We start from the raw sequence: 14,306 nt of genomic DNA on the forward strand, positions 1-14,306 counted from the left end.
AAGAGAATGGGTATCAAATGCAAATACGAGCCGTTATCATTTGAGGGTAGCATCCGGTCCTGAGTGGGGCGGGTGCCGGGCGGGGCGTGCAGACGCGCCCGGCCAATCCTTTCCTGTTACGGCTGGTGTTCCATGCACGCACGTCCCGTCGTTCCCGGCTTGCCGGCGCTGGTATTGGCCGCCCTGATCGGCACCATGGCGATGATGTCCTTCGTCGCCGTGATCGGTCCGGTGGTCCGCATGCTCGGGCTGTCCGAGTGGCATGCCGGCCTGTCGGTTACCGCCGCAGGCGTGTTGTGGATGCTGGCTGCGCGCCCGTGGGGCCAGCTCAGCGACCGCATCGGCCGCAAGCGCGTGTTGATGCTGGCGATGACTGCCTACACCGTCGTCTATATCGCGCTGGCGGTGTTCATCGATGTCGCCCTGCAGGCAGTGCCGCCGGTGCTGGTATCGGTACTGGTGCTGGTGGGAGCGCGTGGCCTGATCGGCCTGTTCTACGCGGCTGTGCCTCCTACCGCAGCGGCGCTGATCGCCGACAAGGCACCCACCGGACAGCGTGCAAAATTCCTCGCCCGCCTGGGCAGTGCCAACGCGCTGGGCATGGTGCTCGGCCCGGCCGCTGCGGGCTGGCTGGCCTATACGAACCTGTCGCTGGCGCTGTACGTGGCCGCGCTGCTGCCGTTGCTGGCACTGGCATTGCTGGCCTGGCGCCTGCCGGCTACACCGCCCGTGGTGGGCGCGTCCGCACAGCGCCGCACGCCGATGAGCCGCCTCGACGCGCGCCTGTGCCTGCCGCAGCTGGCAGCGTTCATCGCCATGGTCTCGGTGACCATCGCGCAGGTCACGGTCGGCTTCTTCGCAATTGATCGCCTGGGTCTGGATGCGGCGACCGGCGCGCGCATGGCCGGCATTGCACTCACCGCCGTTGGCGTCGGCCTGATCCTGGCGCAGGCGCTGGTGATGAAGCTGGAGGTGCATCCACGTCGCTGGATCGTCCTCGGCGCTCTCATTTCCGGCATCGGCTTCACTTCGGTGGCGGGCGTGCAGCAGGCCTGGCAATTGCCTGCGGCGTATGCGCTGGCTGCGTTCGGCATGGGCTTCGTATTCCCCTCGTTCCAGGCGCTGGCCGCCGATGCGGTAGAGGCGCACGAGCAGGGCGCCGCCGCAGGCACCGTGGCGGCCGCGCAGGGGCTGGGCATGGTGGCCGGGCCGATGCTCGGCACGCTGTTGTATCGCGGCGGGCCAAGCCTGCCTTACCTGCTGGTGGGCGCGCTGCTGCTGTTGCTGTGCCCGCTGGCCGCAGCGCATCGGATGAAGGAGACCCCATGAACGATTCCCTGATGCAGGGCGCGTGGCCGGAGGCTGCGCCAGCACCACAGCAGAGCACCGACGACGCGTCGCTGTTCCTGCTGCGGCATGCCGGCCAGCACGTGCACGCCCGCGGTTGCCGCGCCACGTTGCCAGCCGGTGCACTGGCGACGTTGGCAGAACGCGTTTCGGAGTTCTTTGCCCAGCAGCGTGGCGGCCCGGGCCTGCTGGTTGGCGCGGTGCCGTTCGAGCCGCGTGCCGACGATGCGCTGTACCAGCCCGAGCGCCTGCTGCCGGCGCTGGCACTGCAGCCGCAGGCCGCACCGCCGCTGGACGGCGCCCTGCGTGCCGAACCTGTGCCGCAGGACTATGCCGCTGCAGTCGCTGCGGCAGTGCAGGCCTTGCGTGCGCCCGAGCAGAACCTGCATAAGGTGGTGCTGGCGCGCAGCCTGCTGGCACGCACCCGCCAGGTGCTTTCTCCGGACGTGCTGCTGGCACGTCTGGGCGCGGATCCGTCGGTGGCGACCTACGCGGTGCCGCTTCCGGTGGAGCTGGGCCAGGCGCCGGCCTGGCTGGTGGGCGCGACGCCGGAACTGCTGCTGCGCAAGCGCGGCGCCGAACTGTTGTCGCATCCGTTGGCGGGTTCCGCGCGGCGCAGTGCCGATGCCGCCGAGGACGAGCATGCGGCGCAGGCGCTGCTGGCCTCGACCAAGGACCACGACGAGCACCGCCACGTGGTCGAAGCCATCGTCGAAGGCCTGGCACCGTACTGCAGCCACATCGATGCACAGCCGCGCCCGGTGCTGCATGCCACCGCCAGCATGTGGCACCTCGGCACCCGCATCCACGCCACCCTGAAGGATCCGCAGACATCGGCGGCCGAGCTGTTGGCACAGCTGCATCCCACGCCGGCGGTCTGCGGTACGCCGCGGTTGGCGGCGCTGCAGCGCATCCGCGAGCTGGAACCTGTACCGCGTGGCTTCTATGCCGGCGCCGTGGGTTGGCTGGACGCGCAGGGTGACGGCGACTGGTACGTGGCGATCCGCTGCGCGCGCCTGCAGGGCACGCAGCTGCGCCTGTATGCCGGTGCCGGCATCGTCGCCGAGTCACACCCCGAGGCCGAGGTGGCCGAAACCGCAGCGAAGTTTGCTGCCCTGTTGAACGCGCTGGGTGTCCATGAATCCGCGCCCGCCATCGAGCCTGCCGCATGAGTACCTCCACTGACGCTTCCGGCCTGCCGCTGCAGCAGGTGTGGCCCGACACGCTGGTGGCGCGCTATCGCGAAGCCGGTCACTGGCGTGGCGAGACCTTCCCGGGTTTCCTGCGCGAGCGTGCAGAACGCTATGCCGATGACATCGCGGTGGTCGCCGGCGACGTACGCCTGAGCTATGCGCAGCTGTGGCATGAGGCAGGCCGCATCGGTGCGGGCCTGCTGGCGCTCGGCCTGCAGCCTGGCGAACGGGTGCTGGTGCAGCTGGGCAATACCGCCGGGTTCATCGCCACGGTCTGCGGCCTGTTCCGCGCCGGCCTGGTGCCGGTGTATGCGTTGCCGGCGCACCGCATCACCGAGCTGGTCCACTTCGCCAACAAGGCGGAAGCCAGTGCCTACATCACCACCACACTGCACGATGGCTTCGATCATCGCGTGTTGGCTAGGGCGCTGCAGGCCGAAGTGCCGGCGGTTCGCCATGTGGTGATCGACGGCGATGCGGCGGAGTTCATCGCGCTGGAGGCACTGCAGGGCGATCGCAGCCAGCTGCCGTCCGATCCGGACCCGCAGTCGGTGGCGTTCCTGCAGATTTCCGGAGGCAGCACTGGGCTGTCCAAGCTGATTCCACGCACGCACGACGACTACATCTATTCGTTCCGCGCCAGCAATCAAATCTGCGGCATCGACCGCGACAGCGTCTACCTGGTCGCGCTGCCGGCTGCGCACAACTTCCCGATGAGCTCGCCCGGCTTCTTCGGCGCGCTGTACGCCGGTGCCCGCGTGGTGCTCAGCCCGGGCCCCGGCCCGGATGCGGCCTTCCCGCTGATCGCACGGGAGCGGGTGACCTGCTGTGGGCTGGTGCCGCCGCTGGCGTTGCTGTGGGCGCAGGCCGCCGCCACCAGCAGGCATGACCTGTCCAGCCTGCGGGTACTGCAGGTGGGCGGCGCCAAACTGGTGCCGGAAGCCGCACGGCGGGTGATCGACGGCCTTGGCTGCACGCTGCAGCAGGTGTTCGGCATGGCCGAAGGCCTGGTCAACTACACACGGCTGGATGATCCGGAGGACCTGATCGTGGCCTGCCAGGGCCGGCCGATCAGCCCGGATGACGAGGTGCGCGTGGTCGATGACCATGACCAGCCGGTGGCCGAAGGCGAGGTGGGGCATCTGCTCACCCGTGGCCCGTACACCATCCGTGGCTACCACAACGATGCGGTGGCCAATGCGCGCTCGTTCACCGACGACGGCTTCTATCGCACCGGCGACCGTGTGCAGCAGCTGCCCGGTGGCTATCTGGTGGTACAGGGGCGTGCGGGTGACCACATCAACCGGGCGGGCGAGAAGATCTCTGCCGAAGAGATCGAGGATCACTTGCTGGCGCACCCGGGTGTGTTCGACGCCGCCGTGGTCTCCATTCCCGATGAGTATCTGGGCGAGCGCAGCTGTGCGTTCGTGATCGCGCAGGGCGAGCCGTTCAAGGCCCCGGCACTGAAGGCCTGGATGCGCGGGCGCGGCCTGGCTGCGTTCAAGGTGCCCGACCAGGTCGTGTTCGTCGACAGTTTCGATACCACTGCGGTCGGCAAGATCAGCCGCCGCGAACTGCGCGCGCAATTGCGTGCGCGTCATCTGCAACAGACAGGAGGAACGCGCTGATGGCGCTGCCCCGTATCACCGATTATCCCTTGCCGACTGCCGCCGAACTGCCGCAGGCGCGTGGCCCGTGGCGCCCGCAGCGCGATCGTGTCGCGCTGCTGGTGCACGACATGCAGCGCTACTTCCTGGCTGCGTTCGACGCAGGCAGGGCGCCCCTGCGGCCGGCCGTGGACAACATCGCACGGCTGCTGGCGCATTGCCGCGCGAACGGCATTCCGGTGTTCTACACCGCCCAGCAGGGTGACCAGGACCGTCGCGACCGTGGCCTTCAGGCTGACCTGTGGGGACCGGGCATGCGCCGCAGCGCCGACCACGAACCGATCATCGAGGCGCTGGCACCGCAGCCAGGCGAGCACGTGCTGGTGAAGCACCGCTACAGCGCATTCCAGCGCAGCAACCTGGAGACGCTGATGCGGGTGCGTGGACGCGACCAGTTGCTGGTGACCGGCGTGTACGCCCATATCGGCTGCACCGCGACCGTCGTCGAGGCCTTCCAGCGTGACATCGAGGCCTTCATCGCCGCCGATGCGGTGGCGGACTTCTCGCGTGCCGATCACGATCAGGCGCTGCACTGGATCGCGCGCACCTGTGGTGTGCCGATGACCACCGATCAGCTGCTGGAGGTGCTGTGATGGCTGCCATGGGTGAGGCGCTGGATCTGGAGCGGATGCGCGCCGACGTAGCGCGCGTGCTGGAGTGCACGCCGGCCGAGATCGGTGACGACGACAACCTGATCGACCTGGACCTGGATTCAATGCGCATGCTGGGCCTGGTCCTGGCCTGGGGCAACACTGGCCTTCCGCTGGAGTTCTCGCAGCTGGCCGAGCACACCACGCTGCGTCAGTGGTGGGGTGTGGTGCAGCAACTGCAGGCCGCGCAGAACGCATGAACACCGCAGCGCTGGCCACGCCGGTGGCGTTGACCGAGGCCCAGGCCGGGCTGTGGTTTGCACAGCGGCTGGCACCGGACAATCCGTCATTCAATACCGCGCACGCGGTATGGATCGACGGCCCGCTGGACGTGGCCGCATTTGTCGCAGCGGCAGACCAGGCTGCGCGCGAGGCCGAGGCCTTCGCATTGCGCTTTGCCGAAGGGGCCGATGGCCAGCCGTTGCAATGGCATGACCCCGCACACGTGCCGTTGCTTTCGGTGCGTGATGTGTCCACCGAGACGGATCCCGCCGCTGCGGCACGCAACCTGATGCACGCCGACCGGCTGAGCCCGGTCGATCCCACCCGGGACCGGATCAGCCAGCAGGTACTGTTCGATCTGGGTGGCCTGCGCTGGGTCTGGTACCTGCGCGTGCATCATCTGGCGGCCGATGGTTACGGCATGGCGCTGTTCACTGATCGCGTGTGCGCGTTGCATGCTGGTCGTACGGGTGAGCCTCTGCCGGGGCTGGCGGGGGTGCTGGCCGACGATGCTGCTTATCGTGCCGACCCGCGCCGCACGCAGGCCGGGCAATGGTGGCGCGAGCACATGCAGGGTGCACCGGCGGGCATGGGCCTGGCCGGTACGCTCGCGGCCAGTGACGACGCGCTGCGCTGGGTGCAGCCGCTCGATGCGGCATTCCGTGAGCAGTTGCTGCAGGCATCGGTACGTTGGTTGCAGCCCTGGCCAGACGTGCTGGCCGCGTTGTCGGCCGAGTACCTGCGGCGGATGAGCGCGGCCGATGAAGTGGTGCTGGGCGTGCCCTACATGGGCCGGCTCGGCAACGCGTCGGCACGGGTACCGGCGATGGTGATGAATGTGTTGCCGCTGCGCGTGGCCGCCGGCGAGGGCAGCGTCGAAACCTTTACCCGCAGCCTGGGCCGGCAGCTCAGCCAAGGGCGCAAGCACGGCCGTTACCGAGGCGAGCAACTGCGCCGGGACCTGGGCCTGGTGGGCGCGCAGCAGCGCCTGCACGGTCCCATGGTGAATGTGCAGCCGTTCTACAAGCCGCTGGCGCTTACGGGCGTGCAGGCGACGCTGGAGGTGCTGTGCACCGGGCCGGTGGATGACCTGACGCTGGGCTTCCGTGGCGATGGCCAGCGTCTGCTGGATCTGGAGATCGAGGCCAATCCCGCGTTGTGCAGTCGCGAGGATGTCGAGGCGCACGCGGCGCGGCTGCTGCAATTCGTGTGGGCGGCACTGCAGGCTGACGATATCGCAGCCGTGCCTCTGGCAACGCCCGAGGAGGCGCAGCAGGTGCTGCAGGAATTCAATGCCACCGCGCACGCGCTTCCTGAGACCACCCTGGTTGAACTGCTGCAGCAGGGCATGGATCGGGACCCGCACGCGCCTGCGCTGGTGTTCGGCGACGCTGCCATGGATTACGCAACGCTGGAAGCGCGCAGTTTCGCGCTGGCGGCACAGCTGCGGGCGATGGATGTCGGCCCGGGCAGCGTGGTGGCGGTGGCATTGCCGCGCTCGCTGGAGCTGGTGATCGCGCTGCTGGCGGTGCTGCGTGCCGGAGCCGCCTACCTGCCGTTGGACCTTGCTCATCCGGACGAGCGCCTGGCGCGTATTCTCGCCTCGGCACAGCCGGTGTGCGTAATGGCTGCGTCCGAGGTTTCGGCGCGCATGGCCGGCGTACCGGTGCTCACGCCGGAGCAGTGGACCGCGCTGAGCTTCGCCGCGCCGTGGGCCGATCCGGCGCCCAGCGATGCGGCCTATGTGATCTACACCTCCGGTTCGACCGGCGAGCCGAAGGGCGTGGTCATCGAACATCGTGCCATCGTCAACCGCCTGCTGTGGATGCGCGAGCACTACGGCATTCGCGCCGATGACCGCGTGCTGCAGAAGACCCCGGCAACCTTCGATGTGTCGGTCTGGGAGTTCTTCCTGCCGTTGCTGTGCGGAGCAACGCTGGTGATTGCCGGGCCCGATGCGCATCGCGACCCCACTGAACTGGCCCGCTTGATCCGTGGCCATGGCATCACCACGGCGCATTTCGTGCCGTCGATGCTCGATGCCTTCCTCGCTGCACCGGCCTCCGAAGGCCTGCAGCTGCGACGGGTATTCACCAGTGGCGAGGCGCTGGACGCCGCGTTGCGCGACCGCTTCCACGCGCGCGTGCACGCCGAGTTGCACAACCTGTATGGCCCGACCGAAGCGGCCGTGGACGTCAGCTATTGGCCGGCGCCGGCGCAGGATCGCTCGCGGCCGGTGCCGATCGGGTTCCCGGTCTGGAATACCCGACTTTACGTGCTGGACGCGCGGATGCAGCCGGTGCCGGTCGGTGTGGCCGGTGACCTTTATCTGGGCGGTGTGCAGCTGGCGCGCGGCTATCTCGGTCGCGAGGACCTGACTGCTGAACGCTTCCTTGCCGATCCTTTCCTGGCGGGCGAGCGCATCTACCGCACGGGCGACATAGCGCGCTGGCGCAGCGATGGCGCGGTGGAGTACCTGGGCCGCAGCGACCATCAGGTGAAACTGCGCGGCCTGCGCATCGAGTTGGGCGAGATCGAGGCGGCTTTGCGCGAACTGCCGGGCATGAAGCGGGTGGAAGTGCTGCTGCGCCAGGATGCGCCCGGCGACGCGCGTCTGGTGGCGTATGTGCCGACTGCGCTTGCCGATGCCGTGATGCTGCGCAGCCATCTGGCCACGCGCGTGCCGGATTACATGGTGCCCTCGGCGTTTGTCGGCGTGGACTACTGGCCGGTGACCGCCAACGGCAAGCTCGACCGCAACGCATTGCCGAAGCCACCGCAACTTGAAGTTGCCGGCTTGGCGCCGCGCACGCCGTTGGAAGAGGAGCTGGCGTTGCTGTTCGCACAGGCGCTTGGGCGTGAGGCGCCGGTGGCGGTGGATGCGGACTTCTTCAGTCTCGGCGGTGACTCGCTGTCCGCGGTGCACCTGCTGCTGGCCATCGAGCAGCGCTGGCGCTGTGATCTGGGTCTGGGTGCCTTGTTTGCCCAGCCCACCGTGGCCGCGCTGGCAGTTCGCATTGCCGAGCCGCCCGCGCTGGCCGATCACGCACTGGGGCCGGTAATCGCGCTGGCCGCGACCGAAGCGGCCGGGTCCACGCCGCTGTTCGTGCTGCACCCGGCCGGTGGCATCGCCTGGAACTACCGCACCCTGGCCCGGGCACTGCAGCCGGCACGCCCGGTGTACGGCCTGCAGTCGCCGGCACTGGACGCCCGGCAGCCGCTGCCGAGCAGCATCGAGGCGATGGCCAACGACTACGTGCAGCGCGTGGTCGCACTACAGCCGAAGGGGCCAGTGCATCTGCTGGGGTGGTCGGTAGGTGGCATCCTCGCCCAAGCGATGGCGGTGCGCCTGCATGAAATCGGCCGCGACGTCGGAGAGCTGGTGCTGCTGGACGCCTATCCCAGCGAGTGCTGGCGGGCCGAGCCGGAACCCGACGCCATCGCTGCATTGCGGGCACTGCTGGCGATTGCCGGTCATGACCCGGATGCGCATCCGGAACTGGACAGCCGGGAACGCATTCTCGCGTTCCTGCGACGTGGTGGCAGTGCACTCGGCAGCTTGCCGGATGTGGTGCTCGATGGCGTGGTGCGCGCCGTGACCGGCACCAATCGACTGATCCGTGAACATATCCACCGGCCGTTCGATGGCACGCTGGTGCATGTGCGTGCGGGCCGGGATCACCAGGCGCGGCCACAGTTGCAGTCGGCGTTGTGGCGGGCACACGCGCGCAGGGTGCAGTCGTTGGAACTGCCGTTTCTGCATGCAGAACTGACCGGCCGCGATGCGGTGGCGCAGCTGGCGCCGTGGTTGTCGGCGCGGTTGCGCCAATGGGACGAGCAACAGGAGATTGCAACATGCAGTTGACCGGTTTTGAAGGCCGCGTGGCGTTGGTGACCGGTGCTGCCGGCGGCATCGGCAAGGCACTGGTACGGTTTCTGGCCGTGGCCGGTTGCACCGTGGTGGCGACCGATCGCGAGGCGCCGCGCGTGTCAGATACTCGGGTGACGTCGTTTGCACTCGATGTAACCGACAGCGCCGCGGTGGACGCCCTGGTGGACCAAGTCGAGTCCAGCATCGGACCGATCATGTTGGCCGCCAGCGTGGCCGGCGTACTGCATGTGGGCGGCGTCACCGGGACCACCGACGACGACTGGCGCCGGGTCTTTGCAGTCAATGCCGATGGCGTGTTCCATGTCGGAAGGGCGTTGGCGCGGGTGATGTCACCGCGCCGGCAGGGCGCAATCGTTACCGTCAGCTCGAATGCGGCTGGCGTGCCGCGGCACGGCATGGCGGCGTATGCCGCGTCCAAGGCCGCCGCGACGATGTTCACCCGCTGCCTCGGGCTGGAGCTGGCGCCGTTGGGCATCCGCTGCAACATCGTCGCCCCGGGGTCCACGCTGACCCCGATGCAGACCGGCATGTGGCAGGACGAGCACGGCGCCGAACGGGTGATCGTCGGCAGCCTTGAGACCTACAAGGCCGGCATTCCACTGCGCAAGCTGGCCGCCCCCGAGGACATCGCAAACGCAGCGATGTTCCTGCTCTCCGAACAGGCCGGGCATGTGGCGATGAGCGACCTGTACGTCGACGGCGGCGCGACCCTGCGTGGGTGAGCCCCTACCGCCGCTGCCCGGCAACGGTAGTGCCGGCCGCTGGCCGGTAGTCCATAGCCCCCGGTAGTGCCGGCCGCTGGCCGGCACCCTCATTCAGCTTCAGACATCTCCCAGCCCCCATCGAGGCTTGGCCCGACAGCCAGCGCCCAATGATCGACCCACCATGGCGCATGAGCAGCCATCGCCTCCGCCTGGGCCGTCGCTCGATCATTGGCCAGGCCTATATTCTGACCACCACCACGCATCAGCGCCGCAGGCTCTTTGAAAGCGACGCTTCGGCAGCATGTGTAATCGATCAGTTCGATTACATCGAACAGCGCGGGCTCGTACGGTCACAGGCATGGGTTGTCATGCCGGATCACGTCCACTGGATGTTCGAGCTGCGTGCAGCTGACCTTCCCGACATCGCGCGCCGGATGAAATCGTCGAGCGCGCTTGCCCTGAATCGCCTGGCGGGCCGTCGAAGCACGCTGTGGCAGCCCGGGTACTTCGATCATGCAGTGAGGACCGAAGAGTCGCTGGCGCGGCAGGCGCTGTACATTCTGGGTAATCCGGTGCGCGCCGGTCTTGCCGGGCAGATTGGCGAGTATCCGTATGCGTGGTCGGCCTGGATGTGATGCCGGCCAGCGGCCGGCACTACCATTCAGTGCTCAGCGCGGCTTGCGCGTGCGCTTTGGCTTTGTGGTATCACCGCCGCTGGCGGCGCCATCCTGCAGTGCCTGCAGCCAGGACAAGGTGTCCACGTAGTCGATGAAGTGGCGCAGGTAGCCGGGGCTGGTGGCCTGCATCGTGTCCAGCATGCGCTGCACCAGTACCGCCGAGTTCAGCGGGCCGCCGTCAGCCGGGGCCTCGGCGCGCAGCGAGCGGCGCACCTGCAGTTCGCTGCGCAGCTCCGACCATTCGCGCTGCACCTCCTGCAGCATCGGCACCTGTGGGTAATGCGGCAGCGAGCGCGACCCCGCATCAAGGTCACGCACCAATGCGCGCAGGCCTTCCAGCGCGGGCGGCTTACTTGCCATCCGCCGCCTTGGGCTTGGGAATCGGCGCGATCTCCACGCGACGGTTGCGTGCGCGGCCTTCCTCATTGGCATTGGAACTGACCGGCTGCTCGCTGCCGAACGCGGCGGCGAACACGGCATCAGCGGGTACGCCGTCGGCAATCAGGGTGCGGGTCACGGTCAGCGAACGCTGCGCGGACAGCTCCCAGTTGTCGGCAAAGCGGCGGTTGCCTTCGCGCACGGGCGCATCGTCGGTGAAGCCGCTGACCATCAGGATCTCCTCGCGGCTGCCCAGGTAGGCGGCCAGCGGTGCCGCCAGGCTGCGCAGCAGCTCCTGGCCTTCCGGCTGCAGCTGGTCGGAGTTGAGCGCGAACAACACGCTGCCGCTGATGCCGATGCGGCCGTCGACCAGCGTCACGCGACCGGCAGCCAGCGGGCCAGCCAGTGCCTGTTCGAGCGTCTGCAGGCGCTTGGCTTCGGCATGGCGCTGCTTCACTTCCTGGTCCAGCCGCTGCGACAGTTCCAGCTGCACGGCAACTACGCCGACCAGGATCAGCACGAATGCACCCAGCAGCACCGACATCAGGTCGCCAAAGGCGGCCCAGATCGGGGCGTGCGATCCGCCATCGACCTCCAGTTCGTCGCTCATGCGCTGCCGGCCTTGCCGCGGCGCGTGGCCAGCTGCTGCAGTTCTTCCATCACTTGCTTCTGCGACAGCAGGCTGAGGTCGACCACCTCGCGCGCCTGCGCCACGTAGTAAGCCAGCTGCTCATCGCTGCGGGCCAGTGAGGCATCCAGTGCGCCGCCAATCTGTTCCAAGCGGCCTGAAAGCGCGGTGGCGGCACTGCCGAACTGCGCGACTGCTTCACCAAAGGTGCTGGCCAACTGGCCCACTTCACCGGCGCTGCCGTGGAGCGCTGCGGCGATGCCGTCCAGCTTCCCGGTCTCGGCGGCGATATGGTCGGTAAAGCGATTGCCAACGCGCTCCAGCAGCTCGGCCGAACCGCCAACCAGCGCGTCCACGGCGGTGCGCTGTTCGTGCGACGCATGGTTGACCGCATCGAGCAGGGTCTGCACGGTGGTCAGCAGGCGGCCGCGTTCTTCCAGCATTGCGTTGTCACGCACCAGACTCTCGGACAGCGTGCTGCGCAGCTCGTTGATGACGTCGGCAGCAGCTTTCGGTGCCGCCGCCGCGGTCTGCAGCAGGGTGGAAACTTCGGCCAGCGTGGCGCTGGCCTGCGCGCGACCGTTCTCGCCGATCTGCTGCGCGGTCGCCGCCAGCGTGTCGCAGACCTGTTGCTGCTGCGCAGCCAGGCGTTCGCCATTGGCCTGCAGGCGCTCGGCCAGCTCGGTGGAAACGTGCTGCAGGGCATCACTCCAGCGCTGCAGGCGCTGTTCGTCGCCAGCCTGCAGTTGCGCCTGCAGGGCGGCGTGGGCCTGCTGCAACTCGGCGCTGACCGCGTCCCAGCGCGCTTGGCGCTGCTGCTCGCGGCTTTCCAGGCTGGCCTGCAGTTCGGCGTGCGCAGTCGCGGCGGCGGCCTGCGCGGCCTGCCACTGCTGCGAGCGCTGCGCTTCATGATCCTGCAGCAGTGACTGGTTGGCGCTGTGCTGCTGTTCCAGTGCCTGCAGCAGCGCCTGCGCACGCGCGTCCAGATGTTCGCTGGCGGCGATCAACGCCTGCTGCTGGCGCTCGGCAAGCGCGCTGTTGAGGGCCTGCTGCTGCTCGGCGGCGGCACGCAAGGCGTCTGCATTGCTCTGTGCATCGGCCTGCAGGCGCTCGCCGATACGCGCGACGAGTGCTTCGGCGTGCGTGCCCTGGCCATCGCTGAAGGCCTGCAGGTGCTGGCGCAGATCACTCACCAGCGCCTGCTGCGCCTGGGTCTGTTCACTCACCACCTTGGCCCAGCTGGCTTCGGTGGCGACCCGGCTGCGTTCGAAACCGTCGCTCAGGCCGGCCAGCTGCTGCTGCACGGCCTGCTCGACGCGGGCATGCAGTGCTTCGCCGTGATGGGCCAGGCCAGCCAGGGTGGTCTCGGCCATCGGCTGCAGCGCGCCACCGATGGCCGCGGCACTGGCCTCGGCACCTTCGCGCAGCGACTGCTGCAGCGACAGGGCCAGGCGTTCCTGCAGGGCCTGGCTCTGGGTCAGGAACTCGGCCTGGCCGGCCAGCAGGCGCTCATTGGCGGCCGCACTGTGCTGTTCAAAGGTGCTGGACATCGCCTGCAGGCGGTCGACCAGCGCCGGCAGCGCTGCGGACTGTGCCTGCAGCAGGCGCAGCGATTCGGCGCGCTGCCAGGCCTGCGAGTACGGGTGCAGGTCGCCGGCAATGGCGCGGTCCAGCTGCTGCACGGCCAGCAGGCGGTCACGACGCAGCAGCGCCGCCAGCAGGCCGAGCATGGCCGAGCTGGCCACGCCCGCGATCGAGGTACCGAAGGCCACCGCCAGGCCCTGCACCGGCGAGGCCAGCGAGCCGCGGATGGCGGCCACGTCGGTGGCGCTCTGCAGGGCCAGGCCGGTGCCACGCAGCGTGTCCATCATGCCCAGCAGGGTACCGAGCATGCCCAGCAGCACCAGCAGGCCGACCAGGTACGGGGTCAGCACCGGTGCGGGCAGGGCGGTGCGCTCGCCTTCCACGCGCAGGCGCACGGCGTTGCGCAGGCCTACCGGCACGCGCTCCAGCCATGGGGCGAGGCTTTCCTTCGCGCTGGACAGGTCATTCAGTGCGGCGCGCAGGCCGTTGCTGGCCTGGCGGTAGCGGTACAGCTCCACGCCACCGGCGATGTAGCAGGCCGCGATGATCGCCGCCACCGCTGCACCCAGCGGATGCACCGAAACATAGCCAATGCCGATCCAGCACACGGCCAGCAGGCCGACAAGGAAAACAACGACATGGAAAGCAGTTCTGGACATGGTGTTCCGGTCAGTGGGAGCGCAGGGCGTCTCGCAGCCCTTCGATCGGGTGGAAGCGCAGCTGCAGCTCGGCGAGCAGCAGGGTGCGCATGTCATGGCGGAAGGCCGCGCGCCAGCCGGGCTGGCCGTGCACGCGGTCGAAACGGGCGCCGAGCACTGCCGGCGCCGTGGCCAGCAGGCTGTGCTCGCGCGGGGTGAGGGTCTGTTCCATCACTGCATCGACCTCGGCCAGCCGCGCCAGCTCCGGCGAGACCTGTACCAGCTGGTCGCGCAGGCGGCCGCGCAGGCGCCCGGTGGCGGTCTGGATGGCCTGCTGCAACACCCGGTAGCGCTGGCGCAGCGAGGCGAAGTTGGGTGCGGCAGCGGCCTCGGCCAGGTCCAGCAGGCGCTCGGCCTCGGCGTCCTCACTGATCGAGGCGCGCAGGCTGGCGTGCGCCTGGGCGCAGTCGGCCAGCACATCCTCGACCGCTTCGACGGCTTCACCGGGCTCGGGCAGGCGTCCTCCGAGCGCCCCCGACAGGGCCACGGCACGGCTCCAGTCCACCCACTGGCCGAGGCGATCGGTCAGGGCGGGACTGCTGGCCGGCATCGCGCCGTCGCTGAGACGGGCGAGCAGGCGGAGGAACTCCGGTCCACCCAGGACCGGCTGCGCTGCGTTCGCCATCAAGGGGGTGAGGGGCCAAAAACCGTTGATTTTACAACCAG

At 68.7% G+C, this 14,306-nt stretch carries 12 protein-coding genes; 8 read left to right on the forward strand and 4 right to left on the reverse strand.

What is annotated here, in order from left to right; all coding sequences use genetic code 11:
* Positions 1 to 132 precede the first annotated feature (132 nt).
* The 8 genes from ROV95_RS12305 to ROV95_RS12340 all read left to right on the forward strand — a co-directional run bounded on the left by ROV95_RS12305 (position 133) and on the right by ROV95_RS12340 (position 10,310).
* Positions 133 to 1,329 (forward strand): MFS transporter, encoded by a 1,197-nt coding sequence (locus tag ROV95_RS12305; RefSeq protein ID WP_312544613.1) that lies wholly within the window; start codon positions 133 to 135, stop codon positions 1,327 to 1,329.
* Positions 1,326 to 2,519, forward strand: coding sequence for an isochorismate synthase (locus tag ROV95_RS12310; protein WP_312544614.1), 1,194 nt, complete (start codon positions 1,326 to 1,328; stop codon positions 2,517 to 2,519). The genes ROV95_RS12305 and ROV95_RS12310 overlap by 4 nt, the downstream gene beginning before the upstream one ends.
* The gene (locus ROV95_RS12315; protein WP_312544616.1) at positions 2,516 to 4,168 is read left to right on the forward strand and encodes an AMP-binding protein; all 1,653 of its coding nucleotides are present in this window, start codon (positions 2,516 to 2,518) and stop codon (positions 4,166 to 4,168) included. The genes ROV95_RS12310 and ROV95_RS12315 overlap by 4 nt, the downstream gene beginning before the upstream one ends.
* The gene (locus tag ROV95_RS12320; RefSeq protein ID WP_312544617.1) at positions 4,168 to 4,800 is read left to right on the forward strand and encodes an isochorismatase family protein; all 633 of its coding nucleotides are present in this window, start codon (positions 4,168 to 4,170) and stop codon (positions 4,798 to 4,800) included. The genes ROV95_RS12315 and ROV95_RS12320 overlap by 1 nt, the downstream gene beginning before the upstream one ends.
* Entirely contained in the window at positions 4,800 to 5,057 is a 258-nt protein-coding gene (locus ROV95_RS12325; protein ID WP_019659922.1) for a phosphopantetheine-binding protein, read from the forward strand. Before ROV95_RS12320 ends, ROV95_RS12325 begins: the two co-directional genes overlap by 1 nt.
* Positions 5,054 to 8,944: an enterobactin synthase subunit F gene (locus ROV95_RS12330; protein WP_312544618.1), complete on the forward strand. Its 3,891-nt coding sequence runs from the start codon at positions 5,054 to 5,056 to the stop codon at positions 8,942 to 8,944. The genes ROV95_RS12325 and ROV95_RS12330 overlap by 4 nt, the downstream gene beginning before the upstream one ends.
* Positions 8,935 to 9,693: a 2,3-dihydro-2,3-dihydroxybenzoate dehydrogenase gene (locus tag ROV95_RS12335; RefSeq protein ID WP_312544619.1), complete on the forward strand. Its 759-nt coding sequence runs from the start codon at positions 8,935 to 8,937 to the stop codon at positions 9,691 to 9,693. Before ROV95_RS12330 ends, ROV95_RS12335 begins: the two co-directional genes overlap by 10 nt.
* A gap of 170 nt (positions 9,694 to 9,863) precedes the next feature.
* Entirely contained in the window at positions 9,864 to 10,310 is a 447-nt protein-coding gene (locus ROV95_RS12340; RefSeq protein WP_207049987.1) for a transposase, read from the forward strand.
* 33 nt (positions 10,311 to 10,343) lie between these two features.
* On the opposite strand, the gene ROV95_RS12345 is transcribed toward ROV95_RS12340, so the two are convergent.
* Genes ROV95_RS12345 through ROV95_RS12360 form a run of 4 tightly spaced genes read right to left on the reverse strand, consistent with a single transcriptional unit; the run spans position 10,344 to position 14,265 of the window.
* Positions 10,344 to 10,712 carry a DUF2894 domain-containing protein gene (locus ROV95_RS12345; RefSeq protein WP_312544620.1) on the reverse strand — a complete coding sequence of 123 codons (369 nt, stop codon included), beginning with the start codon at positions 10,710 to 10,712 and terminating at the stop codon, positions 10,344 to 10,346.
* Positions 10,702 to 11,340 carry an OmpA family protein gene (locus ROV95_RS12350; RefSeq protein ID WP_312544621.1) on the reverse strand — a complete coding sequence of 213 codons (639 nt, stop codon included), beginning with the start codon at positions 11,338 to 11,340 and terminating at the stop codon, positions 10,702 to 10,704. The genes ROV95_RS12345 and ROV95_RS12350 overlap by 11 nt, the downstream gene beginning before the upstream one ends.
* The gene (locus ROV95_RS12355; protein WP_312544622.1) at positions 11,337 to 13,601 is read right to left on the reverse strand and encodes a DUF802 domain-containing protein; all 2,265 of its coding nucleotides are present in this window, start codon (positions 13,599 to 13,601) and stop codon (positions 11,337 to 11,339) included. Before ROV95_RS12355 ends, ROV95_RS12350 begins: the two co-directional genes overlap by 4 nt.
* A gap of 10 nt (positions 13,602 to 13,611) precedes the next feature.
* Positions 13,612 to 14,265 carry a DUF3348 family protein gene (locus ROV95_RS12360; RefSeq protein ID WP_021204242.1) on the reverse strand — a complete coding sequence of 218 codons (654 nt, stop codon included), beginning with the start codon at positions 14,263 to 14,265 and terminating at the stop codon, positions 13,612 to 13,614.
* Between the last annotated feature and the right edge of the window lie 41 nt (positions 14,266 to 14,306).

Origin of the sequence: Stenotrophomonas maltophilia group sp. msm1 (genome assembly GCF_032025805.1) — a bacterium.
Lineage (GTDB): Bacteria > Pseudomonadota > Gammaproteobacteria > Xanthomonadales > Xanthomonadaceae > Stenotrophomonas > Stenotrophomonas hibiscicola.

Bases quoted from the DNA above. Each gene is read 5' to 3' on its own strand.
- ROV95_RS12305 (WP_312544613.1), top strand. From the start codon at position 133: ATGCACGCACGTCCCGTCGTTCCCGGCTTGCCGGCGCTGGTATTGGCC.
- ROV95_RS12310 (WP_312544614.1), top strand. From the start codon at position 1,326: ATGAACGATTCCCTGATGCAGGGCGCGTGGCCGGAGGCTGCGCCAGCA.
- ROV95_RS12315 (WP_312544616.1), top strand. From the start codon at position 2,516: ATGAGTACCTCCACTGACGCTTCCGGCCTGCCGCTGCAGCAGGTGTGG.
- ROV95_RS12320 (WP_312544617.1), top strand. From the start codon at position 4,168: ATGGCGCTGCCCCGTATCACCGATTATCCCTTGCCGACTGCCGCCGAA.
- ROV95_RS12325 (WP_019659922.1), top strand. From the start codon at position 4,800: ATGGCTGCCATGGGTGAGGCGCTGGATCTGGAGCGGATGCGCGCCGAC.
- ROV95_RS12330 (WP_312544618.1), top strand. From the start codon at position 5,054: ATGAACACCGCAGCGCTGGCCACGCCGGTGGCGTTGACCGAGGCCCAG.
- ROV95_RS12335 (WP_312544619.1), top strand. From the start codon at position 8,935: ATGCAGTTGACCGGTTTTGAAGGCCGCGTGGCGTTGGTGACCGGTGCT.
- ROV95_RS12340 (WP_207049987.1), top strand. From the start codon at position 9,864: ATGAGCAGCCATCGCCTCCGCCTGGGCCGTCGCTCGATCATTGGCCAG.
- ROV95_RS12345 (WP_312544620.1), bottom strand. From the start codon at position 10,712: ATGGCAAGTAAGCCGCCCGCGCTGGAAGGCCTGCGCGCATTGGTGCGT.
- ROV95_RS12350 (WP_312544621.1), bottom strand. From the start codon at position 11,340: ATGAGCGACGAACTGGAGGTCGATGGCGGATCGCACGCCCCGATCTGG.
- ROV95_RS12355 (WP_312544622.1), bottom strand. From the start codon at position 13,601: ATGTCCAGAACTGCTTTCCATGTCGTTGTTTTCCTTGTCGGCCTGCTG.
- ROV95_RS12360 (WP_021204242.1), bottom strand. From the start codon at position 14,265: ATGGCGAACGCAGCGCAGCCGGTCCTGGGTGGACCGGAGTTCCTCCGC.